A 23,681-nucleotide genomic window follows, 5' to 3' on the forward strand; every position below is an offset into this window, starting at 1 on the left:
CGGCCGCGGCCTTCCGAGCGGTGTCCTCCCCTCTGTTCTGCCCATCGGCGGGCCCGCACTCACGTTTCCCCGGGGCGGCCACGTCGTTGGGGGGAGCGTGAACCACGTAGCGAAGAGAGCACGGGCGGGTTCGGCCGCCCTGCTGACATGGGCAGGACTGTTCACCGTGACGGCCGTACTGACGGGCTGCACCGAGACGACGTCGCTCTTCGGGGACAACCGGTCACCCGGCGACGCCATCCGGATCGTCCCCGAGGACGGCGCCGAGAACGTCGGCGCCGACGGCCGGCTCGGAGTGACCGTCCCCGACGGACGGCTCGAGCGGGTGAAGGTGACCCGGATGGAGGACGCGGAACACCAGGAGGTGCCGGGCCGGATCGCGGAGGACGGCCGTTCGTGGGCCCCCCGGGACGACGAGTACCGGCTCGGGCTGGCCGGGAAGTACAGCGTGGAGGCGGTCGCCGTCGACGAGGACGGCCATCGCTCGGCCCGCAGCACCACGTTCACCACGCTGGTCCCCAAGGACCGGTTCATCGGCTACTTCAAGCCGGAGAACCGGGCCACCGTGGGCACCGGAATGATCGTCTCCTTCGACTTCAACCGGCCCGTCAAGAACCGGGCCGCGGTGGAGAAGGCCATCAGGATCACCACGGAACCCCGGGTCGAGGTGGTCGGCCACTGGTTCGGCAAGGACCGGCTCGACTTCCGCCCGGCCCGCTACTGGGAGCCGGGCACCGAGGTGACCGTGGACGTCGGCCTGCGCGATGTGGAGGGCGCGCCGGGGGTGTACGGCAGCCAGCAGAAGAAGGTGGCCTTCCAGGTGGGTCGCTCCCAGACGTCCGTGGTGGACGCCCGGGCGCACACCATGGAGGTACGCCGCGACGGTGAGGTCGTCAGCACGGTGCCGATCACCGCGGGCGCCGCGAAGACGACCACGTACAACGGGAAGATGGTGGTCTCCGAGCTGCACGACGTGACCCGCATGGACGGCAGCACCGTCGGCTTCGGCGGTGAGTACGACATCAAGGACGTGCCCCACGCCATCCGGCTGACGAAGTCGGGGACCTTCCTGCACGGCAACTACTGGGAGTCCCCGGACATCTTCGGCTCCGAGAACACCAGCCACGGCTGCATCGGGCTCCGCGACGTGAAGGGCGGCAGCTCGGACACCCCGGCCGGCTGGTTCTTCGAGCGCACCCTCGTGGGCGATGTGGTCGAGGTGGTCAACTCCACCGACAAGATCGTCGCCCCGGACAACGGCCTCGGCGGCTGGAACATCGACTGGCCGCGGTGGAAGGCGGGCTCCGCCCTGCGCTGACCCCCGCCCGACCAGGGAAGGTCCCGGAGGCGAGCCCTCCGGGACCACCCTCCGGCAGTGCGGCGCGACTTGGGACCGAACAGTGACATTCCGGGGAACTCCTCCTTACGTGCGGTGTGATTATCTTGCGCCGAGCGTGCACATACAGCGCGCGGGGGTGCGGGCCATGGCGGGGCCAGGCCATGCGAGGGGAGACGACCACATTGAACGGGCAGCCGATATCGGGGGCATGGGCCGACGCGGGCGGGGAACGGCGCGGGCGCGGAACCCGGGGCATCCTCGCGCTGGTACTGGGCGCGCTGCTGTTGCTGGTGACCGCGTGCGGGGGCAGCGGTAACGCCGCCGACAAGGACAGCAAGGGGCCGGGCGGGAAGGTCGACGACACCAGTGCCTCGCAGGCGGTGGTGACGATCGCGCCCAAGGACGGCGCCGACGACGTGGCGACCAGCGGGGCGCTGAAGGTCTCGGCGGCCAACGGCAAGCTGAGCACGGTGAAGGTCGCGGACCCCAAGGGCAAGGTGGTCGAGGGCAAGATCGCCGCGGACGGCCTCAGCTGGGTGCCGGACCGCCACCTGGCCGCCGCCACCAAGTACACCGTGCACGCGGTCGCCAAGGACGACAAGGGCCGCCAGTCGGCGAAGGACACCAGCTTCACGACGTTGGTCCCGCAGAACACCTTCATCGGTCAGTACACCCCCGAGGACGGCTCGACCGTCGGCGTGGGCATGCCGGTGTCGATCCACTTCACCCGGGGGATCACCGAACCGGAGGCCGTGGAGAAGGCGATCAGCGTGACGGCGGAGCCCGCCGTGCAGGTCGAGCCCCACTGGTTCGGCAACGACCGCCTCGACTTCCGCCCCGAGAAGTACTGGGCGGCGGGCACGAAGGTGACCGTGCGGCTCGACCTCGACGGCGTCGAGGGGCGGCCGGGGGTCTACGGCAAGCAGGCCAAGACCGTGAAGTTCACCATCGGCCGCAGCCAGGTCTCCACGGTCGACGCGAGCTCCCACCGGATGAAGGTGGTCCGTGACGGCAAGCAGATCAAGGACATCCCGATCTCCGCGGGTGCCCCTGCCACGACCACGTACAACGGTCAGATGGTCATCAGCGAGAAGCTCAAGGTGACCCGGATGAACGGCGACACCGTCGGATTCGGCGGCGAGTACGACATCAAGGACGTGCCGCACGCGATGCGGCTGTCGACCTCGGGCACCTTCATCCACGGCAACTACTGGGGTGCGTCCAGCATCTTCGGCTCGACCAACACCAGCCACGGCTGTGTCGGTCTGCGGGACGTGCGCGGCGCCTGGGACAGCAAGACGCCCGCCGCGTGGCTCTTCGACAACTCCCTGATCGGGGACGTCATCGTCGTGAAGAACTCCCACGACAAGGTGATCCAGCCGGACAACGGCCTCAACGGCTGGAACATGGACTGGTCGGAGTGGATCAAGTAGATCCGTTCCAGGGGGCGGGCCCGGTGCTGTGACCAACGGCACCGGGCCCGTCGCCGTTAGTCGTGGTTAACCTGCCTCCCATGACCGTAACCCTCGAAGTACAAGACGACGTCGGCACGATCCGGCTGGACCGGCCGCCGATGAACGCCCTGGACGTCGCCGTCCAGGACCGGCTGCGCGAGCTCGCCGAGGAGGCGGGCCGGCGTGACGACGTGCGGGCGGTGATCCTCTACGGCGGCGAGAAGGTGTTCGCGGCGGGCGCGGACATCAAGGAGATGCAGGCGATGGACCATACGGCGATGGTCGTACGCTCCAGGGCCCTGCAGGAGTCCTTCACCGCCGTGGCGCGCATCCCCAAGCCCGTGGTCGCGGCCGTCACCGGCTACGCCCTGGGCGGGGGCTGCGAGCTCGCGCTCTGCGCCGACTTCAGGATCGCCGCGGAGAACGCGAAGCTCGGCCAGCCGGAGATCCTGCTGGGGCTGATCCCGGGCGCCGGGGGCACCCAGCGCCTGGCCCGGCTGGTGGGGCCGTCCAAGGCCAAGGACCTGATCTTCACGGGCCGTCAGGTGAAGGCCGAGGAGGCCCTGGCCATCGGTCTCGTGGACCGCGTCGTTCCCGCCGCCGAGGTGTACGAGCAGGCGCGCGCCTGGGCGGCGCGGCTGGCCAAGGGGCCCGCGCTGGCGCTGCGGGCGGCCAAGGAGTCCGTGGACGCGGGGCTGGAGACGGACATCGACACCGGGCTCACGATCGAGCGGACCTGGTTCGCGGGGCTGTTCGCCACCGAGGACCGCGAGCGCGGCATGCGCAGCTTCGTGGAGGAGGGTCCGGGCAAGGCCGAATTCCTCTGACCCAGCGTGAGTTGCGTACAAGGGCGCGTACGTTCATCCGTGCGGGCGGATTAGCTGGACCTTAAGAGAACCTTAAGGCGTGGCGCCCGCTCCGCTGGTGCAATTACTCGGCCTCCCGCCTCCGCCGCAGGTGGGCATGGCTGAACAGGGCTCCGTTCTGCCCCTGGCATATGCCGGGGAACCGGCGCGGAATGACTGGTTCCGGCAGAGGGATTCTGCCGGAACGGTCACAGAGAGCGTTCTGTGCGTCCATGATGGGTGGCATGGCGGGCCTGGAGGGTGTGGAGCAGCCGCGACAGCGCAGCGGCGCGACAGCGGCGCGATGGACGACTGCCGTCGAAGACGAACAGGCGTTCAAGGCGCTGGAGTTGTTCGGAAATCCGACGGAGGGCGAAGTCCGTCTGCCCTCCCGTCCGGAGTCCGCCGCCACTGCCCGGCGCATCACTTCCTGTGTGATGCTGCGTCAGTGGCAGCTTTCTCCACAGGCCGCCGAATACGGTGTGCTACTGGTCTCCGAGCTCGTGGGCAACGCGGTGCGGCATACCGGGGCGCGGGTTTTCGGGCTGCGGATGCTGCGCCGCCGCGGCTGGGTGCGGATCGAGGTGCGCGACCCCTCGCGTGGGCTGCCGTGCCTGATGCCCGTTCGTGAGATGGACGTCAGCGGGCGGGGTCTCTTCCTGGTGGACAAGCTCTCCGACCGGTGGGGCGTGGATCTCTTACCGCGCGGGAAGACCACCTGGTTCGAGATGCGCACCGCCGACCACTGACACGCAGAAGCCCCCGGTCCGCCTGGGTGCTGGCGTGTCGGGGGCTTCTGAGGGGGCCGTGGAATGGGGGGTGTGTCCACGGCCGCACAGGGGACCTGGCTCGGGTCGGAGGAGGTCGCGTCCCCGACTATGGCAGACGGGCGACCTCGGAGCCAAAGCGTCAAAATGGACAAGTTGCAACATAACTGCCCATTTAGTTTATGAATCGCAGGTGTGATGGGTCACTCGCCTGGCATTCTCTCCGTATCGATCGGTTTCTCTCGGTGATTCATCGATCACCTCATGGAGGCGGCCACACGCGGCCACCCCGGAATCTCCACGTGTTCCGCCTTACTGTGTCTCGGGTCTCGGGGAAACAGCACCCGAACCGACCCGCGAGGTGGACGTCCATGAGCGGCCGCAGGACACCGGTGCCCCGACGCAGCGCCCTGCGCACGGCGGCCGGAGCGCTCCTGGCAGGCACCTCGGCGGCCGGCTGCGCGCAGGACGGGGCGGCGCGGTCTCCGGCCCCTGCGGCCGCACGGAACGGCGAGAGCGGCCGGAGCGCGCCGCGTCCGGCCGCCACCCCGCGGCGCTTCCCCGGGCAGCCGGTGCAGATCGAGCACGGCTCCCGCGGCCGCCCCCGGGTCGCCCTCACCTTCCACGGCCAGGGTGACCCCGCCCTGGCCCGCACCGTCCTCGCCGAGGCCGAGCGGGCCGGCGCCCGGCTCACCGTCCTGGCCGTCGGCAGCTGGCTCGACCGGAACCCCGGTATGGCGCGCCGGATCCTCGACGGGGGCCATGACCTCGGCAACCACACCCAGAGCCACCTCGACATCAACGCGATGGACGGGACGCGGGCGTACGAGGAGATCACCGGCTGCGCCCAGCGCCTGCGCCGGCTCACCGGTTCGATCGGCACCTGGTTCAGGCCCTCGCGCGCCCGGTACGCCACCCCGCTCGTCCAGGACCTCGCGCGCCGGGCCGGCTACCCGCACGTCCTCTCCTACGACGTGGAGTCCCTCGACTTCACCTCGCCAGGGGTCGCGGCCGTCACACGCAAGGTCGCCGGTGAGCTCCGTAACGGCTCCGTGGTGAGTCTGCACTTCGGCTGCCGGGACACCATCGCCGCACTTCCCCTCCTCCTCACCGAGATCGACCGTCGCCGGCTGCGCGCGGTGACCGCCACGGAGCTGCTGACCTGAGTCCTCCCGTCCGCCGGCGGGTCCCGGGCCGGGGCCGGACGCGGTCGCCCGCCGGATCGGCCGTCCGGGCCGCCGGATAATCTGACCTCCGTCAACGATGCTCAACGAAGGGGCGGAACAGTGGCGGACATCGAGTCGGCACGCGTGGCATTCGAGCGCTTCGACCAGAACAGCGACGGCCGCATAACGGCCGCCGAGTACAAGAGCGCCATGGCGCAGCTCGGTGACCCCTATGTCACCGAGACGGTCGCCCAGGCCGTCATCAACGCCCACGACGGCAACGGCGACGGCGAGCTCACGTTCGACGAGTTCTGGGCCTCGCAGAACAAGGCCTGACCCGGTCCGGCAGGTGGCGGTCCGGCCCTTCGCGTCGGCGAAGGGCCTCGGATCGGCCGGCGCCCGTGCCCCTGGGCGCTCAGCGCGCCGGGCCGGACGGCCTGTTCACCTCGGGCTTCTGACCCGCACCATCCACGCGACAGGCCTCCACCCCCGTGGAACCGGGGGTGGAGGCCTGTGCCACGCGTGTGCGCGGAAGCCGGGGCGCCGACGCCCGAGGGGCGTACGGCTCTCAGGCCTTGCGCTGCATGTCCCGGCGCGCGGGGTTGCCCTGCTCCTTGGCCTTGGGGTCCTTCTCGCCGGCCTTCGCGCGCACACCCTGCTCGATGCGCTTGCCGATGGTGCCGTCGATGTTCGACCAGTAGGTGAAGGCCCGTTGCAGCACGGGCTCGGTCACGCCGTTGAGCAGGTGGCCGACGACGTTGTCCACCAGCCGGTCCCGCGCCGCGTCGTCGAGGACCTCCCGCACCATGGTGCCGGGTTGCCCCCAGTCGTCGTCTTCGGCGTGGTCGACATAGGCCGACCGGGTGATCTCGCCGTCGGCGTACCAGCTCGGCGGGGTTCCGTAACGCTCGGCGTCGGCCGCCGGGCCGCCCTTGGAGTTCGGCGCGTAGACCGGGTCGGTGGTCTTCCGGTACGCCATCGCTCCGTCCTTGGAGTACGTGCGCACCGGGACGACGGGGGCGTTGACGGGCAACTGCTGGTAGTTGCCCCCGATGCGGTGGCGGTGCGCGTCCGCGTAGGAGAACAGCCGCGCCAGCAGCATGCGGTCCGGGCTCGGGCCGATGCCCGGTACGAAGTTGTTCGGCTGGAAGGCCGCCTGCTCGATCTCGGCGTGGTTGTCGGTGGGATTGCGATCGAGCGTCATCCGCCCCACCTCGATCAGCGGGTAGTCGCCGTGCGGCCACACCTTGGTCAGGTCGAAGGGGTTGAACCGGTAGTCCTTGGCGTCCTCGTACGGCATGATCTGGACCTTCAGCGTCCAGCTCGGGTACTCCCCGTCGCGGATGTGCTCGAAGAGATCACGCGTGTGATAGTCCGTGTCCGCGGCGGCCATCTGGTCGGCCTCGTGCTGGGTGAACGTCTCGATGCCCTGGTCCGTCTTGAAGTGGTACTTCACCCAGAACCGCTGGCCCTGCGCGTTGATCCACATGTACGTGTGCGAGGTGTAGCCGTTCATGTGGCGCCAGGTGCGCGGGATGCCGCGGTCGCCCATCAGCCAGGTGACCTGGTGCGCCGACTCGGGCGAGAGGGTCCAGAAGTCCCACTGCATGTCGTGGTCGCGGAGGTTGTTGTCCGCCCGGCGTTTCTGGGACCGGATGAAGTGCTGGAACTTCATCGGGTCCTTCACGAAGAACACGGGGGTGTTGTTGCCCACCATGTCGTAGTTGCCTTCGCTGGTGTAGAACTTCACCGCGAATCCGCGGGGGTCCCGCCAGGTGTCCGGGCTGCCCCGCTCCCCGGCGACGGTGGAGAACCTGATGACCAGGTCGGTCGTGGTGCCGGGCTGGAAGAGCGCGGCCTTCGTGTACGCGGAGACGTCCGCGGTCACCTCGAACCGCCCGAAGGCGCCGCTGCCCTTGGCGTGCGGCTGGCGTTCGGGGATTCGTTCACGGTTGAACTGAGCCATCTGCTCGATCAGGTAGGAGTCCTGGAGCAGGATCGGCCCACCCGGGCCGACGGTGAGCGAATGCTCATCGCTCTCCACCGGGGCGCCCGAGTCGGAGGTGGTCGCCTTGTGCGAGGTGTCGGTCATTGCGTCGTTCCCCTTCGTCTTTGCCGCGGAGATGCCGGTGGCGGCTCCGCACCGGGCGCCTCCGAACCGAGCGCTCCGGTGAGGAGCGTCGAGGCGTGGGCGGAGCCGGTGAGGAAGAGCGCTCCGTGCCGCCCGGGCGGGGGCGTGCTCGTCCCCTGCGCATGCACTGGTAACCGTCTACCAATGTAGGCAAACATGGACAACCGGCCAGTCAAGGATGAGTCGGCGCCCGTGTGGAGCCCGGCACCGTCCGCCTGTCCGCGCAGAGGGGATTCACACGTGGACGCGGTCTAGCACTCGATGATGTTCACCGCGAGCCCGCCCCGGGCCGTCTCCTTGTACTTCACGCTCATGTCCGCGCCCGTCTCCTTCATGGTCTTGATGACCTTGTCCAGGGAGACCTTGTGGCTGCCGTCGCCGCGCAGCGCCATCTTGGCCGCCGTGACCGCCTTGACCGCCGCCATGCCGTTGCGCTCGATGCAGGGGATCTGGACGAGACCGCCGACCGGGTCACAGGTCAGGCCCAGGTTGTGCTCCATGCCGATCTCGGCGGCGTTCTCCACCTGCTCGGGGGAGCCGCCCAGGACCTCGGCGAGGGCTCCGGCGGCCATGGAGCAGGCGGAGCCGACCTCGCCCTGGCAGCCGACCTCGGCGCCGGAGATGGAGGCATTCTCCTTGAAGAGCATGCCGATCGCTCCTGCGGCCAGCAGGAAGCGGACGACGCTGTCGTCCTTCTCGGCCTCGGTGCAGCCGCCCGCCGCGAAGTTCATCCAGTAGTGCAGGACGGCGGGGATGATGCCCGCCGCGCCGTTGGTCGGGGCGGTCACCACGCGGCCCCCCGCGGCGTTCTCCTCGTTGACGGCCATCGCGTAGAGGGTGATCCACTCCATCGCGTGCGTCTGGGGGTCGCCCTCGGCCCGGAGCTGCCTGGCCGAGTTCGCGGCGCGGCGGCGGACCTTCAGGCCGCCGGGCAGGATGCCCTCCCGGGACATGCCGCGGGCGATGCAGGCCTGCATGACGCGCCAGATCTCCAGCAGCCCGGCCCGGATCTCGTCCTCGGTCCGCCAGGCCTTCTCGTTCTCCAGCATCAGGGAGGAGATGGACAGGCCGGTCTCCCGGGCGAGCCTCAGCAGCTCGTCGCCGGTGCGGAAGGGGTGCTTCAGGACGGTGTCGTCCGGGACGATCGGGTTCTCGCCGGCTACCGCGTCCTCGTCGACGACGAAGCCGCCGCCCACCGAGTAGTACGTCTTCTCCAGGAGCGGGGCGCCGTCACGGTCGTACGCGAGGACCGTCATCCCGTTGGCGTGGTACGGCAGGGCCTTCCGCCGGTGCAGGACCAGCTGCTCGTCGGCGTCGAAGGGGATGTCGTGCATGCCGAGCAGGTTGATGCGCCCCGAGGCGCGGATCTCCTCGACGCGGGCGTCGGCGCCCTCGACGTCGACCGTGCGGGGCGACTCGCCCTCCAGACCCAGCAGGACGGCCTTCGGGGTGCCGTGCCCGTGACCGGTCGCGCCGAGCGAGCCGTACAGCTCGGCCCGTATCGAGGCGGTGTGGGCCAGGAGGCCCTCGTTCTTGAGGCGGCGGGCGAACATGCGGGCCGCGCGCATCGGACCGACCGTGTGGGAGCTGGACGGGCCGATGCCGACCGAGAAGAGGTCGAAGACCGAGAGGGCCACGGGAGTACTCCTAAGGCGTTGGTGGACGTCGTTGTCCGCCGGGTGGTGCGGGGACGGGCCGGTGGGCCCGGGAGCGCGGGGCAAAGGGGTGGGGGCACCGGGCTCACTGTGTTCAGTGTGCGCGGTGCCCCCACCCTTCGTGCAAATTGCGGGTGACTACTTGATGCCGGGGTACAGCGGGAACTTCTCGGCCAGCGCGATCACACGGGCCTTGAGGTCGTCGGCGTCGTACGTGGGCTTCAGCGCGGCCGCGATGATCTCGGCGACCTCGGTGAAGTCCTCCGCCTGGAAGCCACGGGTGGCCAGGGCGGGCGTGCCGATCCGCAGACCCGAGGTGACCATCGGGGGCCGCGGGTCGTTCGGGATGGCGTTCCGGTTGACCGTGATGCCCAGCTCGTGGAGCCGGTCCTCGGCCTGCCGGCCGTCCAGCTCGGAGTTGCGCAGGTCGACCAGGACCAGGTGGACGTCCGTACCGCCGGAGAGGACGGAGACGCCGACCTCGGTGACGTCCGGCTGCACCAGGCGCTCGGCGAGGATGCGGGCGCCGTCCAGGGTGCGCTGCTGGCGCTCCCTGAACTCGTCGGTCGCCGCGACCTTGAAGGAGACCGCCTTGGCCGCGATCACGTGCTCCAGCGGGCCACCCTGCTGACCGGGGAAGACCGCCGAGTTGATCTTCTTGGCGAGCTCCTGCGTCGACAGGATGACGCCACCGCGCGGACCGCCGAGGGTCTTGTGCGTGGTGGTCGTGACGACGTGGGCGTGCGGCACCGGGTTGGGGTGCAGACCCGCGGCGACCAGGCCCGCGAAATGCGCCATGTCGACCATCAGGTACGCGCCGACCTCGTCCGCGATGCGGCGGAAGGCGGCGAAGTCCAGCTGGCGCGGGTAGGCGGACCAGCCGGCCACGATGAGCTTCGGCTTCGACTCCTTGGCGAGGCGCTCGACCTCGGCCATGTCCACGACACCGGTGTCGTCGACGTGGTACGGGACCACGTTGTAGAGCTTGCCGGAGAAGTTGATCTTCATGCCGTGGGTCAGGTGACCGCCGTGGGCCAGGTTCAGACCCATGATCGTGTCGCCCGGCTTCAGCAGCGCGAACATCGCGGCGGCGTTGGCCTGCGCACCGGAGTGCGGCTGGACGTTCGCGGCCTCGGCGCCGAACAGCGCCTTGATGCGGTCGATCGCGATCTGCTCGACCACGTCGACGTGCTCGCAGCCACCGTAGTAGCGGCGGCCGGGGTAGCCCTCGGCGTACTTGTTGGTGAGGACGGAGCCCTGCGCCTCCATGACCGCGACCGGAGCGAAGTTCTCCGAGGCGATCATCTCGAGGGTGGACTGCTGGCGGTGGAGCTCGGCGTCGACGGCGGCGGCGACGTCCGGGTCCAGCTCGTGGAGGGAGGAGTTGAGAAGCGACATCAGTGGGTCCCTAAGGTCTCAGTTGCCGGAGAACGCGGTGTACTCGTCGGCGGAGAGAAGGTCCTTCGGCTCCTCCGCGACGCGCACCTTGAACAGCCAGCCGCCCTCGAAGGGGGCGGAGTTCACCAGCGACGGGTCGTCCACGACGTCCTGGTTGGCCGCGGTCACCTCGCCGGTCACCGGCGAGTACAGGTCGCTGACCGACTTGGTCGACTCCAGCTCACCGCAGGTCTCGCCCGCGGTCACCGTGTCACCGACCTCCGGGAGCTGGGCGTAGACGACGTCACCGAGCGCGTTGGCCGCGAACTCGGTGATACCGACCGTGGCCACGCCGTCCTCGAGGGCCGACAGCCACTCGTGCTCCTGGCTGTACCGCAGCTGCTGGGGGTTGCTCATGACCTGAATTCTCCTGTACGCGGGGGAGTGCTGATGAACGGTGGTCTTACGGTGTGAGACACGACTGCGTCACGTGCGCGGGCGCGGTGTCACTTACGGCGCTTGTAGAACGGCAGCGCCACGACCTCGTACGGCTCGTGCTTGCCCCGGATGTCGACCCCGACACCCTCGGTGCCGGGCGCGGCGTGCGCCGCGTCCACGTAGGCCATGGCGATCGGCTTGCCCAGGGTGGGCGACGGCGCACCGGAGGTGACCTCGCCCACGACCTGCCCGCCGGCGACGACGGGGTAACCGGCGCGCGGCACCCGGCGGCCCTCGGCGACCAGGCCGACGAGCCTGCGGGGCGGGGCGGTCTCCGCACGGGCCGCCGCGGCGGTCAGCGCCTCGCGGCCGACGAAGTCGCCCTCCTTCTCGAACTTCACGACCCTGCCCAGCCCCGCGTCGAAGGGCGTCAGCGCGGTGGTCAGCTCATGGCCGTACAGCGGCATGCCCGCCTCCAGGCGGAGCGTGTCGCGGCAGGAGAGCCCGCAGGGGATCAGACCGTACGGCGCACCGGCCTCGGTCAGGGCCTTCCAGAGCTGCTCGGCGTGGGCGGGTGCCACGAAGAGCTCGAAGCCGTCCTCGCCGGTGTAGCCGGTACGGGCGATGAGCGCGGGGACGCCGGCGACCGTTCCGGGGAGTCCGGCGTAGTACTTCAGTCCGTCCAGGTCGGCGTCCGTGACCGACTTCAGTACGGCGGGGGAGTCGGGTCCCTGGACGGCGATCAGCGCGTACGCGTCGCGGTCGTCCCGCACCTCGGTGTCGAAGTCCCCGGCGCGCCCGGTGAGGGTGTCCAGGACGAGCTGGGCGTTGCCCGCGTTGGCGACGACCATGTACTCGGGGGCCTCCGTCTCGCCAAGGCGGTAGACGATCAGGTCGTCCAGGATCCCGCCGTCCTCCGCGACGATCATCGTGTAGCGGGCCCGGCCCACGCCCACGGTGGCGATGTTGCCGACCAGCGCGTAGCTCAGGAAGGCCGCCGCCTGCGGACCGGTGACGGTGATCTCGCCCATGTGCGACAGATCGAACAGGCCGGCCCGCTCGCGTACGGCGTTGTGCTCGTCGCGCTCGCTGGCGTACCGCAGCGGCATGTCCCAGCCGGCGAAGTCGGTCATGGTCGCGCCCAGGGACCGATGCAGGGCATCGAGGGCGGTGAGACGGGGGGCGGCGCTCGGGGCAGTGCTCATGGACATGGCTCCAGGGCATGACGACAGGGGGTGGTTCCCTCCCCATCTGTCATCGGAACCTGAGAGGTTCGCCGAAAGCCCCTGAAAGGGTCCCGACGGGGTCGGCCCCGTCAGCGTCGGCTTGCACCTTGGGTGGAGCCGCAGAGCGGCCCGCTTTTCAGATCTGCCTCATCCACGCGGTACGGGGCCTGAGAGATTCAAGGGAGGAACTTGCTCCTTCGGCGCCCGGCGCACACGGTGACCGGGACTCTCCCGCGCGGATTCAAACGGCCTGTATGCAGTTGGCGGGGTCATCATCGCACGCATTGCGGGAGAGTGGGGCGTCCAGGCCCGGACGGGTGCCGGCACCGACACGTACGGGCGGAAGCGGTTGTGTCGCATTACCTTTTCTTTACACTTCTTGGGCAGGTCAGTGGGTGACTCGGCAGGGGGAAGGCGATGACGTTGCAGCGCTACGCGACAACCGCGGGGGCGGCACGCGGTGCGATGCCCCAGCAGCCGGGCGCGCCCGGCCGGGAGCGGACGGGCGGGCACGCTCCGGTGGTGCGTGATCTGCGGGGCGGGGGCGGCCGAGGACCGAGCGGCCTGGACTTCGCGGCGGGTGACGTGGTCGTGGTCTCGGGGCTGCCCGGCAGCGGGAAGTCGACGCTGATCCGGCGGGCGGCGAAGGAGCACGCGGTCGACTCCCAGGACACCAGGGACCGCTGGGCGGCGGCTCTGCCCCGATTGCTCCCGTACGCCCTCTACCGTCCCCTGGTGCGTGCCGCGCACTACGCCGGGCTGTGGCGGCGCCTGCGGTCGGGCGGACCCGTCGTCGTGCACGACTGCGGTACGCAGGCGTGGGTGCGGCGCTGGCTGGCGCGCGAGGCCCGGCGCCGCGGCAGCGGCCTCCATCTCGTCCTGCTCGACGTCACCCCCCGGGTGGCCAGGCAGGGGCAGCGGGAGCGCGGGCGCGGGGTCTCCGGATACGCGTTCGCCCGGCACCGGCGCGCGGTGGGCCGGCTGCTGCGGGACACGGAGACCGGAGTGCTGCCTCCGGGATGCGCCTCGGCGGTGCTGCTCGACCGTGAGACCGCGGCGGGCATCGACCGGATCTCGTTCCCGGAGACACCGCTCGCGCAGGAGTAGACCGCCCAGGGCGTCACTGTTCGCATACGCACAGTTCGCGGACCCCCGGCACGCTGTCCGGAATCTGGACGGCGCGGTGGACGGGGGCGCCGCCTCTGCCTGCGCCTCTGCCCTCCTGCCGCGACCCGGTCTAGAGTTTCAGCCGCACCGCACGGCGAGAAAGGGACACAGACACCGTGGACATTCCGGCTCAGGCCCAGGCCCCGTCGCATCCGTCGCAGGGATGGCCGGCCAACGAGCTAGAAGAAGTGCTCAGCGCCTCCCTCGGCGTGCCCGGCGCGGGCGGACGGCTGGTCGAGGTGCTCGGGCGCAGCCAGGTCTGGGTCCCCCTGCCGAACGGCGGGGGGCCCGACAGCATCGGCCTCGATCTGCCGACGGTCGACATCGACGGCGGCGCCTACGTCCCCGTGTTCAGCTCCGAGGCGCAGTTCCTCCAGTGCGTCGGCACCCATCTCTCCTTCACCGTGGCGCCCGCACGCGAGTTCGCCCGTGGACTGCCCCCGCAGCTCGGTATAGCGGTCAACCCCGGCGGCGCCGTCGGGGTGCCCCTGCCGCCCGCCGCCGTCGCCGAGCTCTGCCGGGCCGGGCGCACCCCGCTGGACGGCCCCGCGAGCGGCGGCCGGGTGCGGCTGTACGAGCCGGACTGGAAGGAGGACCCCGTCGACTTCCTCGCCGCGGTGTCCGCCGAATTCCAGGAGACCGCCGTGGTGAACACCGCGCGCCGGGCGCTGGCCAGCATCGAGGGCGACAGCCCCGTCCTCTTCGTCGGCGTCGAGTCCGCCGTGTGGGACGCCGCCGGTCAGAGCGCCCCGCTGGACGCCCTGGGCCGCGCGCTCGGCCGGGTCCAGGTGCCCTGGCCGGTCAATCTCCTGCTGCTCGACGTGGCGCAGGACCCGGTCGGCGACTGGATGCTGGAGAAGGTACGTCCGTTCTACCGGCGCGACGCGTACTGAGAGACGGAGCCCCCGTTGCCACGTGGCGTCAAGCCGGTGTCAGGGGCGGCGCATAAGCTGGTTGGATGACGAGGCCGCCCCGTGTGCCCGGGAGTGGCACCACAGCACCGTGCGGCACGCGGGAACAGCGGAACGAAGAGGGGCGGGACCCAGGGTGAGTGCGTCAGGCACCGCGGCGGCCGGGCAAGTGGAGCACATGCTCCGCCAAGTGACCCCGGGGCGCCTCGACGCGTACGAGTCGCTGCTGAGGTCCCTGGCGGACGGCCAGGTCTGGATGCTCCTCTGGCACGGCACGGCGGGCTCCCCCGACGCCCAGTACGGCAACATGGAGGTCGAAGGGCAGGGTTACGCCCCCTGCGTGACCTCCGCCCAGGAGCTCTCGGCCAGCGGCTGGAACCGGGCCCACGAGGTGATCACGGGCCGCGACATCGCCCGCTCCCTCTTCCCCGACCGCTGGGGCATCTGGCTCAACCCGCACGCCCCCGGCGGCGGCGTCGGCATCCCCTGGCTGGACCTGCGCCGCATCGCCACCGGCCTCGACAGGATGCCCGCGGGGCCGCTGCGGCTCTCCGAACCCACCATCGAGCTCCCGCAGTTCTACGCCCTGCTGTCGCAGAACGCCCATCGCACCTCCGCCGTCCGTGCGCTGCGCCGCGCCTGGGTGCAGCCCGCGCTCGGCGCCCCGTACCTCGCGATCGGGCTCGACCTCTACGACACCGGCCGGCCGTCCGTCGACGCGGTCCGCGCGATGATGCAGCAGTCGATCGGAGTGGTCCCCGACGGGCTGCCCGTCTCCACGGTCTCGCTGTCCGACGAGTACGACCCCGTCGCGATGTGGCTGAACGCCAACTCTCGCCCGTTCTACGACCGCGAGGCACACGCCCCGGCAACCGCGGTCCCGGGTTACGGCTACCCGCCCGCCACCGGCCCGGCACCGCACGCGTACTGAGAGGGCGTCGGGCCCGTCGCCTCGACGCACGGTCAAATAGTCACCTGAACAACGCGGTTGGGTGACATGTCCGTTAGCAGTGGATTGGTTCCCCGGGGGCCCGCTCAACAAGCACAGCTGTCCGCATAACGGAAGCCTCTTGGCAGCATCACGTTTGAGCAAACATTCCCCGTCAGGTCTGGCGGGTGATCGCAAAGTGGTTGAAGACTCCACACAGCAGGTGCTCCATGCCCGACGAACCCCTCCTTCAAACAGGGTCAGTTCGGCATGTGTGATCGCATCTGTCATGTTTTGTTAGAGCCGCTACAGCGGCGGTCACAGGCCGGCCACCGTCGGCCGAGAGGGGTCTCCAGCGCAATGACGGCACCGATCGAGACCACCGGGGCGGATGCGCGGCCCGAAACGGTGCTGGAAGGCGCCGGGCGCAAGGAGATCGAGGGCCGCTCGCTCGGCCGCATCGCCTGGACGCGCTTCAAGCGGGACAAGGGCGCCATGGCCGGTGGCATCGTTGTCGTGCTGCTGATCCTCACCGCGGTCCTGTCCAAGCCGCTCCAGTCGCTCCTCGGTCTCGACCCCAACGCCTTCAACCAGAGCCTGGTCGACCCCGTCCTGCTGGCGCCCAAGGGCTCCCTGGGCGGAATCAGCTGGGACCACCCCCTCGGAGTCGAACCGCAGACCGGACGCGACATCCTGGCGCGCATCCTCGAAGGCTCCTGGGTCTCCCTCGTGGTCGCCGTCGGCTCCACGCTGCTCTCGGTCGTCATCGGCGTCGTCATGGGCGTCGTGGCCGGGTTCTACGGTGGCTGGGTGGACAGCTTCATCAGCCGGCTGATGGACACCTTCCTCGCCTTCCCGCTGCTCCTCTTCGCGATCTCCATCTCCGCCTCCCTGCAGGGCAACGCCTTCGGGATGGAAGGGCTCACGCTGCGGATCGCGGTCCTGATCTTCGTGATCGGGTTCTTCAGCTGGCCCTACATCGGCCGCATCGTCCGTGCGCAGACGCTCTCGCTACGCGAGCGGGAGTTCGTCGAGGCCGCCAGGTCGCTGGGCGCCCGCGGCCCGTTCATCCTCTTCCGCGAGCTGCTGCCGAACCTCATCGCGCCGATCCTCGTGTACGCGACGCTGCTGATCCCCACGAACATCCTCTTCGAGGCCTCCCTGTCCTTCCTCGGCGTGGGTATCGCGCCGCCGCAGGCGTCCTGGGGCGGCATGCTCACGCAGGCGGTCGACCTCTACGAGGTGGACCCGATGTTCATGGTCATCCCCGGTATGGCGATCTTCATCACCGTGCTGGCCTTCAATCTGCTGGGGGACGGGCTGCGTGACGCACTCGACCCTCGTGGCAAGTAATCGCGGCAGTGCCGCACCGGACTAGCGAGGGGGCTTTCCTCAGCATGCAGAACAGAAAGACAGCAGCGGCCATAGCCATGGCCGTAGCGGTGTCGCTCGGCGCATCGGCCTGCAGTGGCAGCGATTCGGGCGGTGACAGCAACGGCGCTGGGGGCAACGCCAAGGCCGACGCCGGTCTGACGAGCATCGTCAACCAGACGGACAAGAAGGGGGGGACGGTCACGTACGAGCACTCCAGTGGCCCGGACTCCCTGGACCCGGGCAACACGTACTACGGCTGGGTGCAGAACTTCTCCCGCCTGTACGCCCGTTCCCTGGTGACCTTCAAGCCCGCCGCCGGCAAGGAGGGCCTGAAGGTCGTTCCCGACCTGGCCACCGGCCTCGGCAAGGCCAGCGCGGACGCCAAGACCTGGACGTACACGATCCGCAAGGGCGTGAAGTTCGAGGACGGCACCGAGATCACCTCGAAGGACGTCAAGTACGCCGTCGAGCGCTCCAACTTCGCGCCGGAGGCCCTGTCCAACGGCCCGACGTACTTCAAGGCGTACCTCGAGGGCGGCGACAAGTACAAGGGTCCGTACAAGGACAAGTCGGCCGAGGGCCTCAAGTCCATCGAGACCCCGGACGACTACACGATCGTCTTCAAGCTGAGCAAGCCCTTCGCGGACATGGACTACCTCGCCGCCTTCTCGCAGACCGCTCCGGTCCCGCAGAAGTCCGACACGGGTGCCAGCTACGTCCAGAAGATGGTCTCCTCGGGTCCGTACAAGTTCTCGGCGTACGACGAGAGCAAGGGCGCGACGCTGGTCCGCAACCCGGAGTGGGACCCGAAGACGGACCCGATCCGCAAGGCTCTGCCGGACAAGATCGAGCTGAAGCTCAACGTCAACCCCACCACGGTCGACGACCACCTGCTCAACGACGTCACCACGGCTGACGTCGCGGGCACGGGTCTGCAGTCCAAGACCCAGCCCAAGGTCCTGGTCAAGGCCGCCGAGAAGGCGAAGACGGACAACCCGTACGCCGGCGTGCTCCAGTACATGGCGCTGAACGTCAACGTGAAGCCGTTCGACAACGTCGAGTGCCGCAAGGCCGTGCAGTACGCCGTCGACAAGCAGAGCCTGATCGACTCGATCGGTGGCTCGGTCAAGGGCGACCCGGCCACCACGGTCATTCCGCCGACCGTCGCGGGCTACAAGAAGTTCGACCTGTACCCGACCGAGGGCAACAAGGGCGACATCGCAAAGGCGAAGGAGCACCTGGCCAAGTGCGGTCAGGCCAAGGGCTTCAAGACCACGCTGACGGCGCGTTCGGACCGTCCTGACGAGATCACCGCCGCCACGCAGCTCCAGGGCAGCCTGAAGGCGATCGGCATCACCGCCGAGATCAAGCAGTTCCCGTCGGACAAGTACTTCACCGACTTCGCGGGTGTCCCCGAGTGGGTCCACAAGAACAACGCGGGCATGATGATGATGCAGTGGGGCGCCGACTGGCCGACCGGCTTCGGTTTCCTGGACCAGATCGTGAACGGATCGGCCATCAAGCCGTCCGGTGGCACGAACCTGATGGAGCTCGACGACAAGGGTGTCAACGAGGCCCTCGTCAAGGGCATCGGCACCGTCGACACCACGGCGCGCAACGCCGCCTGGGGCGAGGTCGACCAGAAGGTCATGGAGAACGCCTCGGTCGTTCCCCTCATCTACCGCAAGAACCTGCTCTACCGTCCGGACTCCGCGGCGAACGTCACGGTCACCGACGCGTACCTCGGCATGTACGACTACGTGCTGATGACCTCGACCAAGTAACACCTGTTCATCAACAGCATCCCTTGAAAGGCAGGTGAAGGCGCCGGGCCGGCGGGCGTCACCCGTCCGCCCGCCCGGCGCCGCACGGCTGTGGCTGCGTACATCATCCGACGCGTATTCGCCGCGGTGTTGCTGCTGCTGGTGGTCAGCGCAGTCACGTTCGCGATCTTCTTCCTGGTGCCCCGCCTCGGTGGGCAGACCCTCGACTCGATGGCCGCCCAGTACGTCGGGAAGAGCCCTGACCCGGACGTCATCGCCGCGGTCAAGAAGAACCTGGGGCTCGACCAGCCCCTCTACATCCAGTACTGGGACTTCATCAAGGGCATCGTCGTCGGTGCCGACTACCAGTTCGGCCCCGACCCGGTCACCTGCAACGCCCCGTGCTTCGGGTACTCCTTCAAGACCCACACCGAGATCTGGCCGCAGCTCGTCGACCGCATCCCGGTCACCCTGTCGCTGGCCGTCGGTGCCGCGGTCATCTGGGTCGTCTCCGGTGTCGCGATCGGTGTCCTCTCCGCGCTGAAGCGGGGCTCGGTCTTCGACCGCCTCTCCATGGGCGTCGCGCTCGCGGGCGTCTCGCTGCCGATGTTCTTCACCGGCCTCGTCGTGCTGGCGCTCTTCGGCAACGGGGAGTACGTCCCGTTCGCGGAGAATCCGGTCGAGTGGGCGGGCAGTCTGGTCCTGCCCTGGTGCACACTCGCTCTCCTGTACTCCGCGCTCTACGCCCGGCTCACCCGGGCCGGGATGCTGGAGACGATGGGCGAGGACTACATCAGAACCGCGCGCGCCAAGGGCCTCAAGGAACGCAAGGTGGTCGTCAAGCACGGGCTGCGCTCCGCGCTGACCCCGCTCGTCACGATCTTCGGCATGGACTTCGCGCTGCTGCTCGGCGGCGCCGTCATCACCGAACGGGTCTTCTCCTTCCAGGGGCTGGGTGCCTTCGCCATCCAGGGCGTGACCACCGCCGACCTGCCCAAGGTGATGGGCGTGACCCTGGTCGCCGCCTTCTTCATCGTCATCTGCAACCTGCTGGTGGACCTCGTGTACGCCGCGATCGACCCCCGGGTGAGGCTCTCATGAGCGACGCAATCAAGAAGGACTCCCCGGCGGCGGACACCGTTCCGGCTCAGCGGTCCGGCGACGACAAGGAATTCCTGTCCGTACGCAACCTCAGCGTCCACTTCGACACCGACGACGGCCTGGTCAAGTCCGTCGACGGCGTCAGCTTCGACCTGAAGGCCGGCCAGACCCTCGGCATCGTCGGCGAGTCCGGTTCGGGCAAGTCCGTGACCTCGCTGGGGATCATGGGCCTGCACACCTCGGAGCGCGCCCGGATCGGCGGGGAGATCTGGCTCGACGGCGAGGAGCTCATCGGCGCCGGCCCCGAGCGCGTACGGAAGCTGCGCGGCCAGAAGATGGCCATGATCTTCCAGGACCCGCTGTCCGCCCTGCACCCGTACTACAGCATCGGCGCGCAGATCGTGGAGGCCCACCGGGTCCACAACAAGGTCGACAAGAAGACCGCGAAGAAGCGCGCGATCGAGATGCTCGACCGCGTAGGGATCCCCGAGCCTCACCGCCGGTACGAGGACTACCCGCACCAGTTCTCCGGCGGCATGCGCCAGCGCGCCATGATCGCGATGGCCCTGGTCAACAACCCGCAGCTGCTCATCGCCGACGAGCCGACGACCGCCCTCGACGTCACCGTCCAGGCGCAGATCCTCGACCTCATCCGCGATCTGCAGAAGGAGTTCGGCTCCGCGGTCGTCATGATCACGCACGACCTCGGTGTCGTCGCCGAGATCGCGGACCACCTGCTCGTGATGTACGCGGGACGGTGCATCGAGCGCGGCACGGCCGAGAAGGTGTTCTACGAGCCCCAGCACCCCTACACCTGGGGACTGCTCGGCTCGATGCCGCGTATCGACCGGGAGCAGACCGAGCGGCTCATCCCGGTCAAGGGCTCGCCGCCCAGCCTCATCAACGTCCCGTCCGGCTGTGCCTTCCACCCGCGCTGCCCGTACGCCGACGTCCCGCCGGACAACATCACCCGCACCGAGCGTCCGGAGCTGCAGCTGGTCAGCGACGGGCACTACTCCGCGTGCCACATGTCGCGTGAGCAGCGCGACCGGATCTGGACCGAAGAGATTGCGCCGAAGCTGTGACTGATCTGAACAAGAAGACTCCCGCGTCTCCCGCGGCCGGGTCGGACGGGTCCGGGTCCGAGCCGCTCCTCAAGGTCGAAGGCCTGGTCAAGCACTTCCCGATCACGAAGGGCGTGCTGAAGCGCAAGGTCGGCGCGGTGCAGGCCGTGGACGGGCTCTCCTTCGACGTGCGTCCGGGGGAGACCCTGGGCGTGGTCGGTGAGTCGGGCTGCGGAAAGTCGACCATGGGCCGGCTGGTGACCCGGCTGCTGGAACCGACCGGCGGCAAGGTCGAGTTCCAGGGCCGCGACATCACCCACATGTCCGCGGGGCGGCTCCGTCCGATGCGCCGCGACATCCAGATGATCTTCCAGGACCCGTACGGCTCGCTGAACCCGCGCCACACGGTCGGCGGGATCGTCGGCACCCCCTTCCGGCTGCAGGGCGTCAACCCCGAGGGCGGCGTGAAGGCGGAGGTCCAGCGGCTGCTGGAGCTGGTGGGGCTCAACCCCGAGCACTACAACCGCTACCCGCACGAGTTCTCCGGCGGTCAGCGCCAGCGCATCGGCATCGCGCGGGCGCTCGCACTGAAGCCGAAGCTGGTCGTCGCCGACGAGCCGGTCTCGGCGCTGGACGTGTCGATCCAGGCGCAGGTGGTGAACCTGCTGGACGACCTCCAGGAGGAGCTCGGGCTCACGTACATGATCATCGCGCACGACCTGTCGGTCATCCGCCATGTCTCGGACCGGATCGCGGTCATGTACCTCGGCAAGATCGTCGAGCTCGCGGACCGCACCTCGCTGTACGAGGCGCCGATGCACCCCTACACCAAGGCGCTGATGTCCGCGGTGCCGGTGCCGGACCCGCGCAGGCGCGGCGCCAAGAGCGACCGCATCCTGCTCAAGGGCGACGTGCCGTCGCCGATCTCGCCGCCGACCGGCTGCCGCTTCCACACCCGGTGCTGGAAGGCGACGCAGGTCTGCAAGACCACGGAGCCGCCGCTGCTCCAGCTGAAGACCGGGCACCAGGTGGCGTGCCACCACCCGGAGAACGGCGAGGACCAGGTCCCGGGTGACGCGCCGCTCGTCGCTGACGTCATCACGGTGAAGTCGGCGGGCGCCGCGGAGCCGGCCGCCGTGACGGAAGAGGCGACCGCCCCCGAGGCGGCGACCGTCCCCGAGGTGGCGGACGAGCCGGAGGTGACGGACGAGCCGGAGGCGTCGGACGAGCCGGAGGAAGCTCCCGGGTCCGCAGCCCCGGAAGGGCCGGAGGAGTCCGCCGAGCCCGCCCCCGACGGTGACGGCAAGGACTCCTCCGCGCCGTCCGCGGGTGCGGAGGACAAGACGAAGGAGTAGGACCGGCACAATTGCCCGGTGCTCAACGAACTCTTCACCCCCTCCGTCCAGCATTCGCTCGACATCGTCGGAATCTTCGTCTTCGCGATCTCGGGCGCCCTGCTCGCCGTACGCAAGAACTTCGACGTCTTCGGCATCGCGGTCCTCGCCGAGGTGACAGCGCTGGGCGGAGGGATCTTCCGTGATGTGATGATCGGAGCGATTCCTCCGGCGGCCTTCACGGATCTCGGCTACTTCGTGACCCCGCTGCTCGCGGCCGCCCTGGTCTTCTTCCTGCACCCGCACGTGGAGCGCATCCAGGTCGGCGTCAACGTCTTCGACGCCGCCGGGCTGGGGCTCTTCTGCGTGGCCGGCACGGTCAAGGCGTACGAGTACGGTCTCGGCCTCACCTCGTCCGCCGCCCTCGGGCTGGCCACTGCGGTCGGCGGCGGTGTGCTGCGCGACGTCCTGGCCAACGAGGTGCCGTCGCTGCTGCGCTGGGACCGGGACCTGTACGCCGTGCCCGCGATCGTGGGCGCCGTCATGGTGGTCCTCTGTATCCGTTTCGACGCCCTCAACGACTACACCAGTGGCGCCGCCGCGATCACCGCGTTCCTCCTGCGGCTCCTGGCCATGCGCTTCCACTGGCGGGCCCCGCGCGCCTACAACCGGCGGTCGGCCATGGCGGAGGAGAAGCCGGCCGTCATGTGACGGTAAACAAAAAGCTACCGCTCAGTAATGTGATCGGTGTACGGTGCATGCCATGGCACAGGCAGCAGCGCAGGAGTCGCGCGCGGTACAGGCGACCATCGGTGACAGCGAGTTCGACCGCGACACCACCGTCACGCTCCGGGAGGAAGGCGTCTACGACGCGGAGCTCTCCGCGGGGTGGACGATCATCCACGCGGTCAACGGCGGCTACCTGCTCGCCATGCTCGGCCGCGCGCTCGGCGAGGCGCTCCCGCACTCCGACCCCTTCTCGGTCTCCGCGCACTACCTCACGGCCTCCGTCCCCGGACCGGCCGTGATCCGCACCCAGGTCGTCCGCACCGGCCGCACGCTCTCCACCGGCGAGGCCTCGCTCTTCCAGTTCGCGGAGGACGGCACGGAGGTCGAACGCATCCGGGTGCTGGCCACCTACGGCGACCTGGACGGCCTGACCGACGAGGTCCGGACGTCGGCCGAGCCGCCGGCCATCGCGCCCCTCGACCAGTGCTTCGGCACGAGCGACGGGACGGCGCCGATCCCCGGCAGCTCCGCCATCACCGAACGGCTGGACATCAAGCTCGACCCGGCGACGGTCGGCTGGGCCGTCGGCGCGCCGTCGGGCAAGGGCGAGATGCGGGGCTGGTTCGCGCTCGCCGACGGCCGCGACGCGGACCCGCTCTCGCTGCTGCTCACCGTGGACGCGCTGCCGCCGACCTCGTTCGAGCTGGGGCTCAAGGGCTGGACGCCCACCATCGAGCTCACCACCCACATCCGCTGCCGCCCGGCCCCCGGGCCGCTGCGCGTCTCCATCACCACCCGCAACCTCGCGGGCGGTTTCCTGGAGGAGGACGCGGACGTCTGGGACAGCGCCGGCCGTCTCGTCGCCCAGTCCCGCCAGCTCGCTCGCGCGCCCCGCGGCTGAGGCCCGCAAGA

21 protein-coding genes and 1 riboswitch are annotated in these 23,681 nt (G+C 69.5%); of the genes, 16 read left to right on the forward strand and 5 right to left on the reverse strand.

The window, feature by feature from the left end:
• Positions 1-97 precede the first annotated feature (97 nt).
• The 6 genes from ACIBCU_RS11425 (at position 98) to ACIBCU_RS11450 (ending at position 5,907) form a co-directional block, all read left to right on the forward strand.
• Positions 98-1,318, forward strand: a complete 1,221-nt coding sequence (locus tag ACIBCU_RS11425; protein WP_399230762.1) for an Ig-like domain-containing protein — start codon at positions 98-100, stop codon at positions 1,316-1,318.
• Between the two features lie 203 nt (positions 1,319-1,521).
• Complete coding sequence (locus tag ACIBCU_RS11430) at positions 1,522-2,772, forward strand: Ig-like domain-containing protein (RefSeq protein WP_399230764.1); 1,251 nt, start codon at positions 1,522-1,524, stop codon at positions 2,770-2,772.
• Positions 2,773-2,852: 80 nt separating this feature from the next.
• Entirely contained in the window at positions 2,853-3,620 is a 768-nt protein-coding gene (locus ACIBCU_RS11435; RefSeq protein ID WP_104789264.1) for an enoyl-CoA hydratase/isomerase family protein, read from the forward strand.
• A 251-nt stretch (positions 3,621-3,871) separates the two neighbouring features.
• A complete protein-coding gene (locus tag ACIBCU_RS11440) occupies positions 3,872-4,387 on the forward strand; it encodes an ATP-binding protein (protein ID WP_362931694.1) in 516 nt (171 codons plus the stop codon).
• A gap of 389 nt (positions 4,388-4,776) precedes the next feature.
• Entirely contained in the window at positions 4,777-5,571 is a 795-nt protein-coding gene (locus ACIBCU_RS11445; protein ID WP_399230767.1) for a polysaccharide deacetylase family protein, read from the forward strand.
• 120 nt (positions 5,572-5,691) lie between these two features.
• Positions 5,692-5,907: an EF-hand domain-containing protein gene (locus ACIBCU_RS11450; protein WP_362931697.1), complete on the forward strand. Its 216-nt coding sequence runs from the start codon at positions 5,692-5,694 to the stop codon at positions 5,905-5,907.
• A 232-nt stretch (positions 5,908-6,139) separates the two neighbouring features.
• Here ACIBCU_RS11450 and ACIBCU_RS11455 read toward each other — a convergent pair whose 3' ends face one another.
• The 5 genes from ACIBCU_RS11455 to gcvT all read right to left on the reverse strand — a co-directional run bounded on the left by ACIBCU_RS11455 (position 6,140) and on the right by gcvT (position 12,377).
• A complete protein-coding gene (locus ACIBCU_RS11455; protein ID WP_399230770.1) occupies positions 6,140-7,663 on the reverse strand; it encodes a catalase in 1,524 nt (507 codons plus the stop codon).
• A gap of 290 nt (positions 7,664-7,953) precedes the next feature.
• Positions 7,954-9,339 (reverse strand): L-serine ammonia-lyase, encoded by a 1,386-nt coding sequence (locus ACIBCU_RS11460; RefSeq protein WP_362931699.1) that lies wholly within the window; start codon positions 9,337-9,339, stop codon positions 7,954-7,956.
• Between the two features lie 156 nt (positions 9,340-9,495).
• Positions 9,496-10,755, reverse strand: coding sequence for a serine hydroxymethyltransferase (gene glyA / locus ACIBCU_RS11465; protein WP_399230772.1), 1,260 nt, complete (start codon positions 10,753-10,755; stop codon positions 9,496-9,498).
• 18 nt (positions 10,756-10,773) lie between these two features.
• Complete coding sequence (gene gcvH / locus ACIBCU_RS11470) at positions 10,774-11,151, reverse strand: glycine cleavage system protein GcvH (protein ID WP_362931701.1); 378 nt, start codon at positions 11,149-11,151, stop codon at positions 10,774-10,776.
• A gap of 89 nt (positions 11,152-11,240) precedes the next feature.
• Positions 11,241-12,377, reverse strand: a complete 1,137-nt coding sequence (gene gcvT, locus ACIBCU_RS11475) for a glycine cleavage system aminomethyltransferase GcvT (protein WP_362931703.1) — start codon at positions 12,375-12,377, stop codon at positions 11,241-11,243.
• 167 nt (positions 12,378-12,544) lie between these two features.
• Positions 12,545-12,642: riboswitch (glycine riboswitch) on the reverse strand.
• 173 nt (positions 12,643-12,815) lie between these two features.
• Here gcvT and ACIBCU_RS11480 point away from each other — a divergent pair.
• From ACIBCU_RS11480 to ACIBCU_RS11525, 10 genes are all read left to right on the forward strand, one after another.
• Entirely contained in the window at positions 12,816-13,505 is a 690-nt protein-coding gene (locus ACIBCU_RS11480; RefSeq protein ID WP_399230775.1) for an AAA family ATPase, read from the forward strand.
• A 176-nt stretch (positions 13,506-13,681) separates the two neighbouring features.
• Complete coding sequence (locus ACIBCU_RS11485) at positions 13,682-14,458, forward strand: enhanced serine sensitivity protein SseB (RefSeq protein ID WP_362931707.1); 777 nt, start codon at positions 13,682-13,684, stop codon at positions 14,456-14,458.
• Positions 14,459-14,612: 154 nt separating this feature from the next.
• On the forward strand, positions 14,613-15,407 hold the full coding sequence (locus tag ACIBCU_RS11490) for an enhanced serine sensitivity protein SseB C-terminal domain-containing protein (RefSeq protein WP_362931709.1): 795 nt from the start codon (positions 14,613-14,615) through the stop codon (positions 15,405-15,407).
• Between the two features lie 357 nt (positions 15,408-15,764).
• A complete protein-coding gene (locus ACIBCU_RS11495; RefSeq protein WP_362931711.1) occupies positions 15,765-16,757 on the forward strand; it encodes an ABC transporter permease in 993 nt (330 codons plus the stop codon).
• 44 nt (positions 16,758-16,801) lie between these two features.
• Positions 16,802-18,562 (forward strand): ABC transporter substrate-binding protein, encoded by a 1,761-nt coding sequence (locus ACIBCU_RS11500; RefSeq protein WP_399230778.1) that lies wholly within the window; start codon positions 16,802-16,804, stop codon positions 18,560-18,562.
• A 90-nt stretch (positions 18,563-18,652) separates the two neighbouring features.
• Positions 18,653-19,642 carry an ABC transporter permease gene (locus tag ACIBCU_RS11505; protein ID WP_362931715.1) on the forward strand — a complete coding sequence of 330 codons (990 nt, stop codon included), beginning with the start codon at positions 18,653-18,655 and terminating at the stop codon, positions 19,640-19,642.
• Positions 19,639-20,727 carry an ABC transporter ATP-binding protein gene (locus tag ACIBCU_RS11510; RefSeq protein ID WP_362931717.1) on the forward strand — a complete coding sequence of 363 codons (1,089 nt, stop codon included), beginning with the start codon at positions 19,639-19,641 and terminating at the stop codon, positions 20,725-20,727. Before ACIBCU_RS11505 ends, ACIBCU_RS11510 begins: the two co-directional genes overlap by 4 nt.
• Positions 20,724-22,061: a dipeptide ABC transporter ATP-binding protein gene (locus tag ACIBCU_RS11515; RefSeq protein ID WP_399230782.1), complete on the forward strand. Its 1,338-nt coding sequence runs from the start codon at positions 20,724-20,726 to the stop codon at positions 22,059-22,061. The genes ACIBCU_RS11510 and ACIBCU_RS11515 overlap by 4 nt, the downstream gene beginning before the upstream one ends.
• A gap of 18 nt (positions 22,062-22,079) precedes the next feature.
• Positions 22,080-22,751, forward strand: coding sequence for a trimeric intracellular cation channel family protein (locus tag ACIBCU_RS11520; protein WP_362931721.1), 672 nt, complete (start codon positions 22,080-22,082; stop codon positions 22,749-22,751).
• 52 nt (positions 22,752-22,803) lie between these two features.
• Positions 22,804-23,670 (forward strand): thioesterase family protein, encoded by an 867-nt coding sequence (locus ACIBCU_RS11525; RefSeq protein WP_362931723.1) that lies wholly within the window; start codon positions 22,804-22,806, stop codon positions 23,668-23,670.
• Positions 23,671-23,681: the final 11 nt, after the last annotated feature.

It is taken from the genome of Streptomyces sp. NPDC051064, assembly GCF_044455985.1.
GTDB lineage: Bacteria > Actinomycetota > Actinomycetes > Streptomycetales > Streptomycetaceae > Streptomyces.